The organism is Peribacillus sp. TE19612 (assembly GCF_056279465.1).
Genome location: NZ_JBWCCL010000009.1, coordinates 172,523 through 191,259, shown reverse-complemented (window position 1 = coordinate 191,259; position 18,737 = coordinate 172,523). Strand labels below are relative to the sequence as shown.

Below are 18,737 nucleotides of genomic sequence, written 5' to 3'. Positions count from 1 at the left end.
CATGAAAAAAATACTCTTTCTCATGGCAGCAATTATGTTGTTTTTAGTAGGATGTGGAAAGACGAATGAAGTAAAAGAGAAAGAAAATGCGCAGAATCAGGAAAAGGAAGAGGTTACATTGAAAGTGGCCTCACTCATTCCCCCAATGACGGAAATCCTTGAGCTTGTTAAACCAAAGCTGGCGGAGGAGGGCATTAACCTGGAAATGGTGGTATTAAGTGATAATGTGCAGCCTAACACCGCACTAGCGGCAAAAGAAGTGGATGTGAACTTCTTCCAACACGTTCCATATATGGAGGAATTCAATCGAAACAAAAATGCCGAGCTAGTACCAGTGAAACCCATTTATTTTGCCAATTATGGTGTGTACTCCAAAGAATACGATTCAATGGATAAATTGCCAGAGGGTGCCGTAATTGCCATTGCAAATGATGTGTCGAATATCGATCGCTCATTGGCATTGCTGGCACAGCATAAAGTTATCACTTTAAAGGAAAAAAATGGTCCATACTATACAATGTCTGATATCACTGAGAACTCTAAAAACTATAAGTTTAAAGAAGTGGATTTATTAATGCTGGCGAGAACGTATGATGAAGCAGATGCGATCGTGATAACACCTGCTTACGCTGCACCGCTTGGTTTGACTCCAAAAAATGACGCCCTTCTCACAGAAGGTGTTGAAAATGACTTTGCGATTACATTAGTGGCACGCAAGGATAACGTGGATTCTGAGCCAGTCCAAAAGTTGGCCAAGGCCATGACAAGCCCGGAGGTACGCAAATTTTTAGAAGAGAAATATAGTGAAACGGCCATTCCGGCATTTTAATTCTGATACAAAGAAAGGGCTATTCCTTCAACAGGAATAGCCCTTTTTTTCGTGTCGGTTTAAAATACTGTCCAGCTTGCCAATTTTGTGGCTCCTGAAATATTACAAAGCATAAAGAAATATTCTATTGTCCTACCTTCTTTATACTATAAATCCGTTTAATAAAAAGTCCCCTCATTTCTTGAATAAATATAGAAACTCTTCTAAAATATATTTAGTCCATAATTTTACAGTGAATAAAAATATTACATAGAAAATGAATAAGAAAAGAAGTTGAAAGGACTTTCCATTATGTCGATGATCTACGAATCTCAAACACTAGTTTCTGCCATGCAAACGCGTGTCGGACAATATAAGGATCTAAAGGAACAGCTCACGGAATTAAAAAAAGGATTTGAGAGTATCGTTCATTTGGATGATGAGCTGCAGGGGCAAGGCGCAGAGGTCATTAAAGGGTTTTACAAAGCACAGGTCGATGTCGTGGATTCTTGGCTGCGTCTAATCAATCGGCATGTTGCCTTTTTAAGTGGAATTCAAGGAGATACAATCGAAGCGAACCTTAGTGAAACCGTGGTTACTGTTCCTTTTTTAGAGGAAGAGCTGACAAATGCCACTCGAAATTCCAAGGAAATGGTCACAGCCCAGAAAAATGATCTGAAAAAAATATTGGCTGGAATTGATGATATCATTCAGTTAGAGCCTTTTTCCGATGATGCGTTCTTTGAAAATATTGAGAAGGCTGAAACAAAACGGACCGAAACGATAGACAAAGTAAACGAAATCGATCATAAGTGGACGACTGAATATGCCAAATCCGAAGAGGACCAAGCGGCAGTGACGGCACTAATGGAGCAATTGAAAGTATCCAGTACAAGGGGAGGAGTAGTATCCCCGCTCTATTTTAATGCAGCAGCTTATAAAAATAGTGAAGCCTATAAAAACCTAGAAGTAAGGAAAAAAGAAACCGCGCAATATCTCAAGGTTAAGAAAGAAGAAGCGGAGAATCGCCGGATCAAAGACTTGAAGGCACAACTCGATCATGTAACAGATCCAGATGAGTTCCTCAAAATCGCCAAGCAGATCGGGTATGAAAACCTAGCGCCCACTCAGCAGCAATATGTCATGCAGCTAGAAGCGGCTAAGCAAACCGCAGACATTGCAAAAGGAATCGGCGTAGGCCTTTATGATGTAGGAAAAGACTTCGTGACAGGAGTTTGGGACTTTGTCACAGATCCTGGGGAAACGGTTGAAGGTGTAGCAAATTCAATCATGCACCCGATTCAAACCTATAAATATATATCCAAATCCATCACCGACTCATATGAACGGGATATGGTAAATGGCGATGCCTATTCGCGGGCTCACTGGGTATCCTATGCCCTCGGAACAGTCGTCACATCAGTAGTAGGAACAAAAGGCGCGGGTGCTGTAGCGAAGACTGGGGTAGCAACTACAAAAGTCGCTGCAGTAAAAGGCGTTACGAAAGCAAAAGAACTAGTCTCCATCCCTAACCTATTGCCATACAATCCAAAAAACCAACTGTCGTTGGCAGGTGGAGTACCTTATAATGTGGTTAATGGCACTGGGTTGAAGGATCAGTTAATATCTATGGCGAAAGTGGAGTCTGAGGTTAGTGGTAAAGGTGCGGATATAGGCACTTACCGACATTTTAAAGAATACGAGAATAATAAGTACTTTACTCGAATAGTAGAATATAATGCAGGCAAATTAGGAACAGGCTTTACTTATAAAGTCTATCAAAGAAGCGATATTAATTGGGATATGGTTCGAACAAGAGGAGCTAAAAAGGGTCGAGGGTTAACGAATGCAGAAGCATCCTCAAAGTATGGTCTAGCCCCTATCCTCGATGATGCAGGTAGTGTTGCAACGCTACACCATTCACAACAAAAAGGCATTGGGCCATTATTTGAAGCCTCAACTAGATATCATAACATCAGTAATGCAAAAAGAGCCCCATTACATCCTTACAAAGGAAAGTTGAACCCATATTATCCTATGGATGAGGGAACAAGAGAAGCATTTCAAAAAGTAGATTCTATTAATTATTGGAAAACAAGGGGACGAGAAGCTTTAGGAGGGAATTAAAAATGAGTATTTTGCCTGAGAAATTAGATCAAGTTCTGGGAGAGGACATTTATAAACGTGAAGATAAAAGTAAAGTAATTGATGCATTAAATAGTTTAGAAGTAGATGTATCAAATACATTCCGTGAATTTTACCATTATTATGCTGGACCTTTTTGGGAAGAGTTTGTACCTTTTGAGTTACTAGATATCGTAGATGAAGAGAATAATATTGAATCATATACATTTATTTCCCGAAAAGAGCATGGCTTTCCGAAAAAGTTTTTAGTTTTAAGTGAAATGTCAGCAAATGCTGTATTAGTGCTTGATACTGTAACGGATAAAGTCTATACGGTGAATTTTGAGGGCGGAGATGAGCTACTTATAAAAGGAGAATTAAAAGAAACGTGGCCTACATTCTATGAATTTTTGAAAGCATATTTTAATTGCTAGTAGAAGAAGCTCTAAACCACCACATCTTAGGCAAACAATGGACCAAATGTTTACTAGAACCATCAGAAAATGGTGCAACAGCCATCACAGGTGTTACAGACGGAATGTAATACTAAAAGTCTTTTAAATTGGTACCAAATAAAAAAACGGGCTTGCGTAATGCTTGCCCGTTTAATTTGCGTCATAACTCATATTAATAAAATGCTTTGCCTTTTCGATATCTTCATCGCTAGCTATTACAACCTCTAAATCCCCAGTACCGTAATGCCCGATATTACTTACATCACGAGTAAAGCCACTTTCTAACGTAATACTTTGCGGATTAACTTTTAAGTAAAGAAGTAATTTGCCCGTTTGGGGGTGTATTTCTACGCACGCAAAGTTTTTAATCCGTTTAAACGCTATGTAATGTTTTAATATCTTTACTTGTACATCATCACCTAAAGCTAACATATACGCTTTTACAGTTTCAAATCTATCGGTTAGTTGCGTATTGGCTTGTTCCAAATAATCCGACACCGTTTTTGCTTTTGTATTTCTGTTAGCATGAGTAGTTGGTGCACCTTCATTGCTATTATGAACAGTTTGTGCAGTTGTAGCGTTAACTAAATCGAGTAACAATAGCCCGTCTGCATAATGCTTATAAACGTATAGCTCAATATTTCGGTTAATTTGTTCTACTGCGTGTTCATCATATTTAGTAAAACCGCCTGCTATGCAAAGTAAGCGAGGGCTACTCCAGTCAATAGCGTCGGAAACTGTTTGCCCATATTTACGCATAACCATTAGTTCAAATTCGGCTTTATGGTCGAGCAGCCAATTTAAATAAAATAATCCTTGATTAATAACATTTTCGTTAATGGATTGCTTATATTCAATAATTACGGGAGAATTATTTTCATCTATACCTAACGTATCAATTCTACTTGCATGGCGTTTACCCTTGCTATATTCGGAATCTAAAAAACGCACACCTAAAAACGTATCTAAATGGCGTTCAATAATGTGTTGTAAGGATTTTTCAATAGCAACTGATTTTCCTGCTAGTTCATCAACGGTATCACCGTTTAAACGAAATAGTTTTATATCTCCCATAATACGCTCCCTCCTTTACGTTACGTAAAAATTATATCATTATCGGTTTGGATAATCTTCCCTTACTCATAGGCTTATCGTAAGATACTTGTATTTATTTTACAGTTAATCTTTAGGAATCCATGCGAGAAAGAAGAAAAAAAGCATCTATTTTTTCTAAATAGATGCTTTTTTTGTGTGTGAGTTATTATCGGAAATTTAGAACCTGAATTTGGAACGTATTCAAAATAACTCTTTTAGACTTTAAGCAATAATAGCAAGTTTTGCTAAGAACTGGCTCACCATAGATGAGTATTCTTTATCTGGATTTGTTAGATCTATTAAATCTTTTAGAAGAAGTTTGCGTAACACTTCATCATTTGTCATTTCGTATTGTCTTATCAAAGGCTCAATCTTTTTAAGATAATCCGTTCTCCGTTCAAACAACCCTGTACGATTCAATTCCAACTGTCTTATTGTTATAACTGCACTTTGATAACCAATTGCTGAAACAGATAAAGGGCCTGCAAAAAGTATCTTATTCTCAGGATTATCAGTATAGGGATTTAATAAGGGGAAATTAGGGTTATAGTAATTTGTCTTTTTTAAATTACACTTTGAACAACCGATAGTAAGGTTTTCCCATGAAAATGTTTTTTCAGGTTCTTCACTTTTAGGAATAATATGTTCAATATCCCCATGATCAATATGACGAATTTTACTTTCACAATAAGCACATTTATCTTTCGTTTCCTTTAATAACTCTGCTTTTATTTCTGGGTGGCCGTATTTTCCTTTTACATATTTTGGGATAGTCTGTCCTGAATTCACATAACACATTAAGGCATCAGTCCATCTTGTTTCTTCTTGGGATAATATCCTCGGCTTCGTCCTTTTATTTAGTGTGATCATCAAAACCTTCCTCCCTGTAGTGTTCCTAAAGCTTGAGGAAGATGATCGTCTAATCCAGCAGAAGCTAAATCTTCCTTTAAACTAGTATAACTTTCCGAAGTTAGCTCAATTCCTCTATAATTCTGTAATATATTATTTAAGCGCTCTTCAACCCATAGCGGTATAGTGACAGGTACATCTAATACATCTCTTAGAACTTCCGAAGCATTAGCAGCCTTATTTTCAAAATCTAACAAATGACTAAAAACTGCATTGTTTTCATTATATGCTAAAACATATATTGCAGAATCTTTCACAGCATTAACCATTAATGGACTATTAGTTGATATTACAAACTGTGCATTAGGAAAAGACATTAATAGACTTGGGAGTAGTCTTCTTTGCATCGATGCATGAAGGTGATTTTCTGCTTCATCAATAAGTACTAGGTAAGGGTCCAATTTATTGCCATCGAACATGTATATTTGCCATGCTAAGTCTAAAATTGCACCTATCCCACCAGAAACTGCATCTAATAAGAAATCTCCACTTTTCGTTTCTAAAACAACTTCTCCTTCCCTAATAGTTAAACGTTCAAAGCCTAATGTTGGTGGTAATAGAACTTTTAATACGTCTATAAAACCTAAAAATAAATCAAATGCTTCTTTATCTTCTTGAACATAACTATTACCTTTACCAAAGAGGGCTAAGCTAAGCTAGGGAGAAACTATACTTATCGGCCATTCTTGACCTGTTTAATGGAGAAATCATCGCCTATAATATCGAATCTCGGCCTGTTTATCCACTCGTTTCCAAAATGCTGGATAAAGCCTTTGATCGCTTGGAATCGAAAGATTCACCCATTCTCCATTCAGATCAGGGCTGGCATTATCAGATGAAACAATACTCGCATGATTTGAAAAGACATAACATTACACAAAGCATGTCCCGCAAAGGAAATTGTCTCGATAATGCGGTCATTGAAAGCTTCTTTGGCTTATTAAAATCCGAATTACTCTATCTTCAAGAATTTGAAAGCGTGGAGCAATTCAAACAAGAACTAGAAGAATATATCCATTACTACAATCATCAACGAATCAAGGTAAAATTAAAAGGCATGAGCCCGGTAGATTACTGGGTTCATGCCCTCAAGGCTGCCTAAGTAAATAAAGTGTCTAACTTTTTGGGTTCACTTCACTTGTTTGGTTCTCTTTCTTTTGTACCTGGCATAGTTGATAATCTCACTCATTTAGTAAACGAATGAGAATTAATCACGAACAATATATTAGGTGAAATTACAATGAAAGGAGATAAAAAGGTTACTGATTTTCCAAATGAGGGTGAAGAGGAAAACACTATTCAAAATAACAACCAAGTCCTTATTTACCCATATTAAAGGATATTTACACCTAAATATCTAATAAATACTTATAAATAAATTTAAAAGGAGAGAGTCACATGTCATCTTCTAAACCTCAGCTGTTTTCAGCTGATCTATTTATTATAAATAAAAACCAAGTGAATGAAGCATTTTCTAATTACTTTAGGAGTAAAGAGTGTTTCTCGAATTCTAATGAGCTTTGTATATGGCATTTTTCAAGTAACGCAATGTCTTTTTTTATATCACGCTTATAATCCTTATGATATAGACCTCCGTCACCGGAATGTCCAACATATAAATCACCAAATCCAAATACATTTTTTTATGATCTTAAAAATTATTCAATGAAAGCATTTCAAATGTGTCTTGAAAAGATATTTACTGATCATATTCAACAAAGATCTGATATAAATATTGAAAGAGATAATGTGTCAATTATAGATTTAATGGATCGTTGGGGATTATGAAAATTCATTAGCCAATGTTAGACCCATACTTTTAAAAGAATGGGATTACCATAAGAATGGGGATTTAAAACCAGAAAATTTTAAAGTTGCAAGCCATGAAAAAGTAAATTGGGTTTGTATTCATGGGCATCAATGGCCTGCTACAATTGCAAGTAGAACACATTGAGGTAACAACTGTCCTGATTGTGGAAATAGAAGAATAAATTCACGTAATAATTTAGCTGATGTAAGCCCCACACTGGCGAATGAATGGGATCCAACTAAAAATGAAAAAGGCCGCAAGATTACTTTGCAAACTCCCACTTTAAGGTTTGGTGGTTATGTAAAAAGTGCAGTCACGAATGGGGTGCACGAATATACAATAGAAATGGTAATCGTAGTGGATGTCCGAATTGTTATAAGAACGGGCTTAGCGATAGAAAATAAGAGCATAAGGGAAAACTGATATCACTTTCAGTGATATACTTAGCAGAGACTATTGTTTTATTGATATAAGGACTTTAAAGCGTGTCTGGTTGTTGTGTCATGCTTTATTTGATTTGTCACAACACTGATGAAATGAAATACGATAAAAGCTTTGGACTGATGGGCCAAAGCTTTTATATATTATTTTTCGATTTTTTACAACATTAAGTTAAATGGAAAGTATAGTAGTTTGTTTACATGTTTTTCAGAAGTTTTATATTCTACCTGTTCTGGTGCAAACTAATATATGTAAATATCTTACATTGAATAGGAAGAAAGGTGGATTTATACTATAATAAATGGAATAAAGTGTAAGGTGATGATATGATGAAGCAGATTTTTTTAGAAGAACAGAAACATCTAGATCATACGATTCAGATTATCGATAGATTAATAGATACAAAGCAACAGTTAGCTCGTAAAGAGGTAACTTCCCAAGTAGAAGCACAACTGCTCGAAACATATAATAAGCAGCTTCGCAAACTGGATGATGCGAAGAAAAGACCTTATTTCGGAAGATTAGATTTTGAAGATGAATATGATAAAGATACGATCTATGTAGGCAAAAAAGGGATTGACGATGATGGAGATTTAGTTGTTGTCGATTGGAGAACAGACTTAGGTAAACTGTATAACGCTTACCAGGGCGTTCAATCTACATTTTATCTTGGTAATGGTTCTTCACGTCCCATTACCATTCACGGAAAACGAGGAATTATTATTCATGGTGGAACGGTAACGAGTGTTAGTGATATTGGTAAGAGTGGAATTGTTGAGAATGAAGATGGCCAAAAAGTAAAATATATGGACGATTATTTGAAAGAAATTTTAACAGATACGAGTGATACTCATAAACTGCGAGATATCATTGCGAGTATCCAGGCGGAACAAGACGAAATTATTCGTTTGCCATTAAAAGATACGATTATTGTCCAGGGCGCAGCAGGAAGTGGTAAATCTACGATCGCGCTTCATCGCATTTCTTATCTTTTGTATCAATATCATGAACAAATAAAGCCGAAAGATATTTTAATTTTGGCTCCGAACGAAATCTTTTTATCGTACATTCGCGAGATCGTCCCAGAAATCGAAGTGGAAGGCATTGAGCAGCGGACGTTTTATGACTGGGCCTCTACGTATTTTACCGATGTAAATAATATTCCTGATCTTCATGAGCACTATGTAACGGTATATGGTGCAACGGATAAAGAAGATTTAGTGAGGATTTCTAAATATAAAGGATCGTTACGATTTAAAAAGCTGTTAGAAGATTTCGTTGAATATATTGGGAGTACGATGATTCCTCACGGTGATGTTGTCATTGACAGCAACGTTATGTTGCCAAAGGAAGAAGTTCATCAATTTTATTACTCGAAAGAACACTTGCCTTTGAATGTTCGAATGAAAGAAGTCAAAGATTTCATTTTAAACTGGAGTAAGGCTGAGATTAAGAAAGTTCAAATGGAAATTGATGATGAGTTTGAAGATGCTTATCGTAAATGGGTCGTGACTCTCCCAGAAGGAGAAGAACGAAAAGCGATCTATGAGGCGTTAGAGAACGCTAAAAATTTGCGTGTGAAACTGTTTATGGAAAAAATGAAACATGAAATAGCTCTTTATGTTAAGAAAATGGAAAATATTCCAGCATTATTAATGTATAAGTCTGTTTTTCAAAAGAAGGTATTTGATAAATTCCACCCAGATTTAGACGAAGAGTTATTAAGCCTTTTATTAAAAAATGGCCGACAAGTGAAACAAGAGCGTTTTACGTATGAAGATATTGCGCCACTTATTTATTTAGATGCAAAAATTAACGGTAAAAAATTAGAGTATGAACATATTTTTATCGACGAAGCACAGGATTACAGTCCATTCCAGCTGGCAATTATGAAGGACTACGCCAAGTCAATGACGATATTAGGTGATATCGGACAGGGAATCTTCTCTTTCTATGGATTGGATCGCTGGGAAGAAATCGAGTCGTATGTATTTAAAGAGAAAGAATACAAGAGGCTGCACCTTCAAACAAGCTATCGTTCAACAAAACAAATTATGGATATGGCCAATCGTGTTTTATTAAACAGCAACTATGATTTTCCACTTGTCATTCCAGTCAACCGTCCTGGGAATGTTCCTTCTATTAAAAAAGAGGTGAGTATTGGCGAATTATATGATGAAATGGTAAACTCAATTTTGTCGTTTAAAGAGAAAGGGCATAAAAAGATTGCTATTTTAACGGAAACAAAGCAAGGAGCCATTGATACATTCGATCAGCTAAAACGTCGAAACATCAATCATGTAGAAGTAATTACAGCAGGACATCAAGAACTGAAAGAGGAAGTTGTCATTATTCCTTCTTATTTAGTAAAAGGTCTTGAATTTGATGCTGTTATTATTGAGAATGTAAGTGATGAGACATTTAAAGATGAGACACACCATGCGAAACTTCTATATATGTCGATTACACGTGCCCACCATGACTTGCATCTTTTCTATCGCGGCAACTTATCTCCATTATTGGAAGAGCGTGATCCAAATGCTCCTCCAAAACCACGCAAATCATTTGAAGATTGGCTGATTACGGATATTACAGATCCAAATGTAGAGCCACAAGTAGAAACGATGAAGGTGGTAGCGAAAGAAGAAACTCTTCGTTTGTTCGATGATGAGGAAGAAGAGCTTGTGATGGAAGCATTTGAAGATGATCGCGAACGCTATTACGATTTCTACGCATGGTTAAAGGTATGGCATCGTTGGGCAGAATTAAAGAAGAAAATAGATCAATAAGAGAGAGTTAAAGGGTAGTGGTGCAATGGGAAAAGTGTACTCTGGAGGATTTACAGCCGAACATTTATATCGAAACGAAATGAAAATAGTAGTAAAGCTTCAGTTAAATGGGTTATCGAAAGAAGAAATTAAAGAAAAAATTATGGAGGAAAACCTCTTTCATTGCCGTAGTGAAGCGGCGATGAAAGATTTGTTTCCTCGTGTGAATAAACGAGCGGTTGTTTTAGATGAAACATTAAAAACCATATTAGTAAAAGGGTCACGTTCTGATCAAAATGCCATTCTATTGTATGGATTTTTAAAGTGTTTCAAATTCCCTCGGGATTTTGTTCTTGAGGTCATTCATTATAATATGAAGAAATTTAAGCCAACTGCAACAGAGGGAAATATTCGTACCTTTTTTGAAGAAAAAGAACAGCAATATGAGCAAGTGCGTAACTGGACAGATCAAACGAAATATAAGCTTAAGCAAGTGACATTAAAAATCTTAGTCGATGGGGAGCTTCTTGTAAAAAGTGGAGAGGAATATGAAATAAAACCAATTCCACTAAGCCGAGAGCTGCATGAGTACGTGGAGAAGAGCGAACAGTATCGCGATTTATTATTACTGACATTAAACGACTAGCGGAGGATTAGAGTGGATATTCAACAAAAATTAGACCGGTTTTTTGAAGAAATTCAAAAAGAGGACTTCTTACAAATGAGGGGTCTCGGAAATGAGGTACCTTACTTTATTTTTGATTATAAACCTGAATATGAATTGATGGTTCGAAAATCTGTTCAATATTTTGCTGATAAGATCGAACTAACTATAAAAGTAATAAACCTCTTTGAAGTGATGCTAGAGTTGTTTGAAGATATCGGTCTAGAAGGGCTTAAGCAACATGAAGAGGAGCAAGGGATAGAACAATTATTAGACGACATGCGTCCAACTCTAGAAGATGAAACATTGGTAGATAGAATTGGAGAGGAAGCACAAGATACTCAAATTCTGTTTATTACAGGTATTGGCAGTGTATTTCAGTTAATTCGAACACATGAGCTTTTAAATCAGCTTCATGCAAAAGTAACGAGCACACCTGTTATTGTTTTTTACCCAGGAGAATACACCGGGCAAGGATTGAGTTTATTTAACCGTTTTGAATCAAATGGATACTATCGAGCATTCTCGATTTAAAGGATAGGGGAGAGCAGACGTTGTTACAAGATACATTTACGATTGGGGAACTGTTTAAAAAGCCGATTAACCGTGAAATTAATGGCGTTGTTCAAGCGGGCCAGCATGATGAAAAGGTTGTGCTTAACGAGTTAGAAGAGTATGTCATGACAAAAGAGATTAGCGAAAATATGGCCTATTTCTTTAAAAACTATGCATACAGCTATAGCAACCCTACAACAAAGATGGGTGTATGGATTTCTGGTTTCTTTGGATCAGGTAAATCCCACTTTTTAAAGATCTTATCTTACTTATTGAACAATGAAACAGCATATGGCAAACGTGCAGTCGATTTCTTTAAAGAAAAAACAAATGATCAAGAGCTGTTAGACATTATGCAGCAATCTGCAAGTTATGATAGCCATGCCGTTTTATTCAACATTGATTCCAAGTCTGCTGGCGGTAAAAAAGAGAAAGCCACTATTGTGGAAGTATTCCTGAAAGTATTTAACGAACATTTAGGATATTCATCAACACTATGGATTGCAAATCTGGAACGTCAGTTGGCAGACGAAGGGATTTACGAGCAGTTTGTTCAATATTTTGAAGAAATTGAAGGGAAGTTATGGGCTGAAGAACGTGTCCGTGTGACATTTAAACGTAAATCATTTGTGGGAGCTCTTATGCGTCTTGGCTATGATGAAGCAACTGCATCTGGCGTATTAACAGCAGCCAACAAAAATTTTGAAATTAGTTCAGAAGAATTTGCGAAAATGGTTGCAAAATACGTAGCGTGTAAAGAGGAGAATTACCGTCTTACGTTTCTAGTCGATGAGATTGGTCAGTATATCGGTGATGACATTAATTTAATGTTAAACTTACAGACCGTTGTCGAAGATTTAGGAAACCACTGTCAGGGTAAAGTATGGGTGATTGTCACATCCCAAGAACAAATGGATGCCGTGACAAAAATTAAAGGATATGACAACTTTTCTAAGATTCAGGGACGTTTCGCTACAAAAATCCACTTAACAAGTTCAAATACAGATGAAGTTATTAAACGTCGTCTTCTTGAAAAAACACCTGCTACTTCTGATCGTTTGAAAATTGATTTTGATCAAATTGGCCAAAGTTTAAATAACACATTAACGTTTGAGAAAGATAAATGTGTTTTAGACAATGGGTTTAAAGGTGAAGAAGAATATGCAGCCATTTATCCGTTCGTTCCGTACCAAGTAGAGTTACTGCAAAAAGTGTTTAACAAAGTTCGTCTTCAAGGAGAAGCGGGTGCCTCGTTATCAAAAGGGGAACGTTCGTTATTAAATGGTTTCCAAGAAGTTGCCTTGAGATTAAAAGATGAAGATACAAATCAACTAGCCAAGTTCTCACAATTTTATGAGACGGTTAAACGCTTCTTAAGTACATCCGTATCGGCAACGATTACAGAAGCAGAAAAACGAGAAGGCATTACAGCGTTTGATATTGATGTGTTAAAAGTATTGTTCATGATTAAAGGAATTGACGAAGTAAAAGCTACACTTGAAAACATCACAACATTGCTTGTAGACAGTGTAGATTGTATTAAAAATGATCTTGAAAAACAAGTACGCCAATCGTTAATTCAGTTGCGACAAAAAATGTTGATTGCTGAAAATGCTGATAAAACATTTGTGTTTTTAAGTGATGACGAACAAGAAATGAACCGTGAAATTCAAAACGAACATGTCAATGAAGCGAATGTGACGGATGCGTTAGGTAAAACATTTTATGAAGATATTGTTCAGATGAAATCGTATCGTTATCGAAAAACACATGATTTCGACTTTAATAAAAGCTTTGATTCGTACAATCGAGGCGGTAAAACAAACGCATTAACGCTTCAAGTGCATACAGGAGATATCTCAGAAGAACAGGCGCGTTTAGATGCGAACTCTGGAACGCTCATTATGTATATTCCAGAAGAATATACAGAAAAATTCTTTGAACCGATGCAATATGCCCAAAAGATTCAGGCATATGCAAACAAAAAAATGTCAACTGGCTTAACTGAAAAACAACGCCAACTACTAACTGAAAAACGCCAGCAAATTAGCGAGTTCGAAAAGAAAGCACAAGAGGCATTAGCTGAAGCAGCGCTGCATGCCAAATACTTCATTCAAGGACAAGACTATACGTTTAATGGTAGCTTAGAAAACCAATTGCAAAGTGCGTTTGAAATTCTTGTGCGTAACACGTACAGCTATCTGGGTTATATTGATGAGCCAGTACCAGTCAAAAATGCGAACGATACGATTTATGATTGGGCAACGAAAGGATTACCTGCACGATTAGATGGTACATTTTCAAATCACTTAGCATTTGATGATATGCTTCGATACCTTGAACAAAGACAAAATCGTCAAATTGTCACAATGAAAGTGTTAGTGGATAAATTTAAAGATGTACCGTACGGCTGGAGTGAAAATGATATTGCCGGTATTGTAGCTGCTTTAGTTCATAGTAAAAAGGTTAAACTTTCTTATTTAAGTGAAAGCTCTGATACTACTGATTCACAATTTGTTGCACGTATTACGAAAGCATCTGAGAGAGAAAAAGTGGTCTTCGATGTTCAAATCGGATTACCGCAACAAGTAAGAAAAGAAGTAGTAGAAATTATGAAGGAACTATTTAATTTCTATGATATTGGCGAAACATATGGTGAAGTAGCAGGCAATATTCGCGTTCAAATGGACAAACATTTTGTGCAGCCTCTTTCTGAGATCTTTAATGAAAAAAATCGTGAAGATAAGCAATATCCTTATCCGGGTGGTATTCTACTTGCGAAGTTGAAAAACAGTGTTGATGAATTATTATCGATCTCGAAAAAAGAGAATCTCGTTGAAGAATTTATTGAACTAGACGAAGATTTAGAAGAATGGTTAGAGGAATTAAATAGTTTGTCGTCCTTCTTTAAAGGCCATGCACTACGCCATTTTGATGATAGTGTTCGTTTATTAAAAGAGCGTGCAGATGATTTGGAAGTGGCGAAAAACGAAGTAGCCGTACAAAAAGTAAAAAATCAAATTGTCTCAATTTTAACGATGGACAGCCCATATAAACAAATCCCTAATTTGCCAACTCTTAATGAAACATTGAGAACAGAGCTAACGAATTTTGTAAAGAACGAATTAGGTATTCATCTGAAACAAATGGAAGAAATTCGTGTTACGATGGAAAGCTTAAAAGAGCGATATAACATCGATGAAATTAAGGCTGTCGTTCAAGCAGAATTGGATGAATTACAAAAACGCATTCAACAGTTCCAAGACATTGAAAGCATTTCACGTGTGTACACATATACACAAATGACAGCCAATGATCTTCGACGACTGCAAGATAAAGTGCGTGAAATGTATGAAAAATATATAGATGACATGATTGTTTACGATGATGATGACGCCCAAAAGATAAACAAGGTTGAAATCCATGCTACAGAGTTAATATCAATTATCTCACCAATAGGAACAATAGAAATCAAAAATGAGTATGATGTTCATGATTTATTAGAAAAAATGAAGAAACAATTGTTAAAAGAACTAAGCAATGGAAATACAATTGTAATTAAGAAATAAAGGGGACGAAATGCGATGAATAAACGAGCATTAAAAGAATTTGCGGTCTATGCCCGCAATGAACTTTGCAGCCAAATCGCATTACGAGCACAAGCCTTTGGGATCACTCCCGAAGGCTCTCCTGTGCTTGTAACAGGTGCAGACTATGTAGAAGTAAACGGAAAGAAACTTCCATTAACATATAAAAACAGCCTTCAAAAGCTGTTAAAAGAAATTGAAACAAAAGGTTATGATAATGTCATTGAGGAAGTGGCTTACACTTGGTTTAACCGCTTAATCGCCATTCGCTTTATGGAAGTACATAATTACCTTCCTTCGAAAATTCTGGTCCTTTCTAGTGTAACAAAAGGGAAAGTTGATCCGGATATTTTAACGGAGTATCAATATGCAGGTTTGCCAGTCAACGTAGAAGAAATCTCTACTCTTTTACAGCAAGGAAAGCGTGAAGAAGCATATCGTAAGCTATTGATTGCACAATGTAATGAGTTAAATCAAATAATGGACTTCTTATTTGAAAAACTAGCGGATTATACCGAGCTATTATTGCCAGAGTCTTTACTTCATGCGGACTCGCTCATTAATAAACTAGGTAAAGATTTAGACGACGAAAACTTTGAACATGTAGAGGTGATTGGTTGGCTTTATCAATATTACATTTCTGAGAAAAAAAATGAAGTATTTGCAGGTTTAAAGAAAAATAAAAAAATTACAAAAGAAAATATCCCAGCTGCGACACAATTGTTTACGCCACATTGGATTGTACGTTACATGGTAGAAAATTCGCTTGGTCAAATGTGGTTAGAGTCACATCCGGAGTCCGACTTAAAAGGAGAGATGAAATATTATGTAGAGCCTGCAGAACAAGAAGCTGAAGTGCAAGCGAAGTTAGAGGAATTACGTAGCCCTAACTTATCTCCTGAAGAGATTACAGTTATGGATCCAGCGTGCGGTTCGGGCCATATCCTAGTTTATGCTTTTGATTTACTTTACAAGATATATGAAGAACGTGGATATCCAGTTCGTGAAATTCCACAGCTTATTTTAGAGAAAAATTTGTATGGAATTGATGTTGATGACCGTGCAGCTCAACTTGCATCGTTTGCGTTAATGATGAAAGCGCGTGAGAAAACGAAGCGCATTTTCCGTAATCGTCCAAAACTAAATATAATTTCAATTCAAGAGTCAAATGATTTGTTAATTGAACAAGCTGCGGAGTTGATTGGTGAAAATGTTTCGGAAATAGAAGAACTCAAATTATTATTACAAACATTTATTGATGCAAAAAACTTTGGCTCTATTTTACAACCAGATAAATTACATTTTGATAAGTATTTGCAGAAAATAGAAGGATTACAACGAACGGGTGAGCAAACGCTTGAAACGTTTGAGGTATATGAGGAACTAGACAAACTAAAAAAGATCATTTATCAAGCAAAAATTTTTACTTTCCAATACGATGTAGTAGTGACAAATCCCCCCTACATGGGGGCTGGAGGAATGAATGTCGAGTTAGTTGAATTTATAAAAAAGAATTATCCGGACTCTAAAGCTGATATATCCACGGTATTTATGGAGAGTACTTTGAAATTAGTCTCCAGTACGGGATATGTAGCAATGCTCAATATTCCTTCTTGGATGTTTTTAGCTTCTTTTGAAAAACTTAGGGAGAAAATTTTAAGCTTTAATACTTTCTATAGTTTAATTCATCTTGGAAGAGGTGTATTTGGCTCTGATTTCGGAACAGTTGCATTTGTTATAAGAAAAAAATACGTTAAGGACTTTTTGGCAGTTTATAAACGTCTTATTGACAAAAGAGGTGAAGTGGATTCCTTAGAGGAAAAGGAAAAGAAGTTTTTTGGAAAGGAAAGGGAGTTTATTTCAAATCAAAATGAATTTAATACTATCCCAGGTTCTCCAATTGCTTATTGGGCCTCAAAAAAAGTGAATAAAATATTTAAGGAAAATATTAGTCTTGAGAAAGTTGCTGAACCAAGAGTTGGAATGCAAACAAGTGACAATCAACGCTTCTTACGACTTTGGTATGAAGTGCAAATTAATAAAATTGGATTTGGATATAGTAGTATAGCGGAAGCAAAAGAAAGTAACGAGAAATGGTTCCCGTATAATAAGGGTGGTAAGTTCAGAAAATGGTACGGCAATCAAGACTACGTGGTTAATTGGGAAAATGATGGTCAAGAGCTAAAAGATTATGCAACCAATCTTTATAAGAATGCTACAAGAACAATTAAAAATATTCCCTACTATTTTAGAAAAGGTATTACATGGTCTAGAATTAGCTCTTCATACTTTGGGGTGAGATATTCACCCGAAGGTTTTATATTTAGTGATGCAGGTATGATGATGTTTTTAGAAAATGAAGAGGAAATATCCTATTTTTTAGCTTTACTTTCATCAAAAGTAGTTCCTTTTTATATTAATATTTTAAATCCATCACTTGCAATTCAAGGAGGAACTATATCAAAAATTCCTGTAAACTTAAATTTACTTGAAATTAATAAAATAAAGGAATTAGCTGAATCTAATATTGAAATGTCAAAATCGGAGTGGAATTCTTTCGAAATTTCTTGGGACTTTCAAAGGCATCCATTATGTGTATTCGGTAAACATACAAATAAACTAGAGGAAAGTTATCAAAATTGGGAAGAACATACTGAAAAGCAGTTTCTCCAGCTTCATCAAAACGAAGAAGAGCTTAACAGAATCTTCATTGAATTGTACGGATTACAAGACGAACTAACACCAGAAGTACAAAACGAAGAGGTAACGGTGCGCCGTGCAGATCGTGTACGCGATGCAAAATCGTTCCTATCCTACTGCGTTGGTCTCATGATAGGTCGCTACTCACTAGAAGTAGAAGGGTTAGCGTACGCAGGCGGTGAATGGGATGCAAGCAAGTTCCAAACATTCCAACCCGACCAAGATGGAATTTTACCGCTTACAGATACAGCGTACTTTGAAGATGATGTAACGGCTCGTCTACAAGAACTGTTAACCATTATGTTCGGTGAAGAGACTTTAACAGATAATCTTCGTTGGTTAGCGGAATCCCTGACAATGAAAAATAATGAAACACCAACAGAACGGTTGCGCCGTTATTTCTTTGACGAATTTTATGCTGATCATTGCAAGACATACCAAAAACGCCCAATCTATTGGATGGCAGAGTCAGGGAACAAAAAGGGATTCCGTGCATTGTTCTATTTACATCGTTACATACCGGAAACATTGGCGACCATGCGCTTCTCTTATGTGCAAAACTTGCAAGAAAAGTTACGCCAAGAGCAAAAACGTTTGGAGCAAGACCTCGTAAATCCAGACTTAACAGCTGCGATGAAGAAACGTTACGAAAAGCAGCTCAATACAATCAAAGCTCAACAAGACGAACTCATTGACTTCGACAAAAAGCTGGCTGAACTTGCTAATCAACGTATTGCACTAGATTTGGATGATGGTGTTGTTGTAAACTATGAAAAGTTTAAAGGTATTTTAGCTAAGGTTAAGTAATGGCGAGGTCAAGG

Annotated in this window: 12 protein-coding genes and 2 pseudogenes; 11 read left to right on the top strand and 3 right to left on the bottom strand. The window is 36.1% G+C overall.

The genetic code is table 11. The features are described from left to right. Position 1: 1 nt before the first annotated feature. The 3 genes from ACZ9AO_RS17240 (at position 2) to ACZ9AO_RS17230 (ending at position 3,366) form a co-directional block, all read left to right on the top strand. Positions 2-829 carry a MetQ/NlpA family ABC transporter substrate-binding protein gene (locus ACZ9AO_RS17240; RefSeq protein ID WP_476109566.1) on the top strand — a complete coding sequence of 276 codons (828 nt, stop codon included), beginning with the start codon at positions 2-4 and terminating at the stop codon, positions 827-829. 291 nt (positions 830-1,120) lie between these two features. Beyond that, a complete protein-coding gene (locus tag ACZ9AO_RS17235) occupies positions 1,121-2,935 on the top strand; it encodes a ribonuclease YeeF family protein (RefSeq protein WP_476109565.1) in 1,815 nt (604 codons plus the stop codon). A 2-nt stretch (positions 2,936-2,937) separates the two neighbouring features. After that, complete coding sequence (locus tag ACZ9AO_RS17230; RefSeq protein WP_476109564.1) at positions 2,938-3,366, top strand: SMI1/KNR4 family protein; 429 nt, start codon at positions 2,938-2,940, stop codon at positions 3,364-3,366. Between the two features lie 171 nt (positions 3,367-3,537). Here the strand turns inward: ACZ9AO_RS17230 and ACZ9AO_RS17225 are convergent, their stop codons facing one another. The 3 genes from ACZ9AO_RS17225 to ACZ9AO_RS17215 form a co-directional block, all read right to left on the bottom strand. Then, a complete protein-coding gene (locus ACZ9AO_RS17225) occupies positions 3,538-4,461 on the bottom strand; it encodes a DUF5655 domain-containing protein (protein ID WP_476109563.1) in 924 nt (307 codons plus the stop codon). Positions 4,462-4,704: 243 nt separating this feature from the next. Then, a complete protein-coding gene (locus tag ACZ9AO_RS17220) occupies positions 4,705-5,352 on the bottom strand; it encodes an HNH endonuclease (protein ID WP_476109562.1) in 648 nt (215 codons plus the stop codon). Next, positions 5,352-5,915 carry an AAA family ATPase gene (locus ACZ9AO_RS17215; protein ID WP_476109619.1) on the bottom strand — a complete coding sequence of 188 codons (564 nt, stop codon included), beginning with the start codon at positions 5,913-5,915 and terminating at the stop codon, positions 5,352-5,354. Before ACZ9AO_RS17215 ends, ACZ9AO_RS17220 begins: the two co-directional genes overlap by 1 nt. 137 nt (positions 5,916-6,052) lie before the next feature. Here ACZ9AO_RS17215 and ACZ9AO_RS17210 point away from each other — a divergent pair. The 8 genes and pseudogenes from ACZ9AO_RS17210 to pglX all read left to right on the top strand — a co-directional run. Beyond that, positions 6,053-6,493 (top strand): annotated as a pseudogene (locus ACZ9AO_RS17210) (IS3 family transposase); the annotation flags it as partial. Positions 6,494-7,162: 669 nt separating this feature from the next. After that, entirely contained in the window at positions 7,163-7,345 is a 183-nt protein-coding gene (locus tag ACZ9AO_RS17205; RefSeq protein ID WP_476109618.1) for a zinc-ribbon domain-containing protein, read from the top strand. 119 nt (positions 7,346-7,464) lie between these two features. Then, positions 7,465-7,605: pseudogene (locus ACZ9AO_RS17200) on the top strand (zinc-ribbon domain-containing protein); the annotation flags it as partial. A gap of 366 nt (positions 7,606-7,971) precedes the next feature. After that, positions 7,972-10,431: an RNA polymerase recycling motor HelD gene (gene helD, locus ACZ9AO_RS17195; protein WP_476109561.1), complete on the top strand. Its 2,460-nt coding sequence runs from the start codon at positions 7,972-7,974 to the stop codon at positions 10,429-10,431. A gap of 25 nt (positions 10,432-10,456) precedes the next feature. Continuing rightward, entirely contained in the window at positions 10,457-11,056 is a 600-nt protein-coding gene (locus ACZ9AO_RS17190) for a DUF1819 family protein (protein WP_476109560.1), read from the top strand. Between the two features lie 12 nt (positions 11,057-11,068). After that, on the top strand, positions 11,069-11,608 hold the full coding sequence (locus ACZ9AO_RS17185) for a DUF1788 domain-containing protein (protein WP_476109559.1): 540 nt from the start codon (positions 11,069-11,071) through the stop codon (positions 11,606-11,608). Positions 11,609-11,628: 20 nt separating this feature from the next. After that, a complete protein-coding gene (gene brxC / locus ACZ9AO_RS17180; protein WP_476109558.1) occupies positions 11,629-15,198 on the top strand; it encodes a BREX system P-loop protein BrxC in 3,570 nt (1,189 codons plus the stop codon). 15 nt (positions 15,199-15,213) lie between these two features. Beyond that, positions 15,214-18,723, top strand: coding sequence for a BREX-1 system adenine-specific DNA-methyltransferase PglX (gene pglX / locus ACZ9AO_RS17175; protein ID WP_476109557.1), 3,510 nt, complete (start codon positions 15,214-15,216; stop codon positions 18,721-18,723). Positions 18,724-18,737: the final 14 nt, after the last annotated feature.

Bases quoted from the DNA above. Each gene is read 5' to 3' on its own strand.
- ACZ9AO_RS17190 (WP_476109560.1), top strand. From the start codon at position 10,457: ATGGGAAAAGTGTACTCTGGAGGATTTACAGCCGAACATTTATATCGA.
- helD (WP_476109561.1), top strand. From the start codon at position 7,972: ATGAAGCAGATTTTTTTAGAAGAACAGAAACATCTAGATCATACGATT.
- ACZ9AO_RS17230 (WP_476109564.1), top strand. From the start codon at position 2,938: ATGAGTATTTTGCCTGAGAAATTAGATCAAGTTCTGGGAGAGGACATT.
- ACZ9AO_RS17235 (WP_476109565.1), top strand. From the start codon at position 1,121: ATGTCGATGATCTACGAATCTCAAACACTAGTTTCTGCCATGCAAACG.
- ACZ9AO_RS17220 (WP_476109562.1), bottom strand. From the start codon at position 5,352: ATGATCACACTAAATAAAAGGACGAAGCCGAGGATATTATCCCAAGAA.
- ACZ9AO_RS17240 (WP_476109566.1), top strand. From the start codon at position 2: ATGAAAAAAATACTCTTTCTCATGGCAGCAATTATGTTGTTTTTAGTA.
- pglX (WP_476109557.1), top strand. From the start codon at position 15,214: ATGAATAAACGAGCATTAAAAGAATTTGCGGTCTATGCCCGCAATGAA.
- ACZ9AO_RS17225 (WP_476109563.1), bottom strand. From the start codon at position 4,461: ATGGGAGATATAAAACTATTTCGTTTAAACGGTGATACCGTTGATGAA.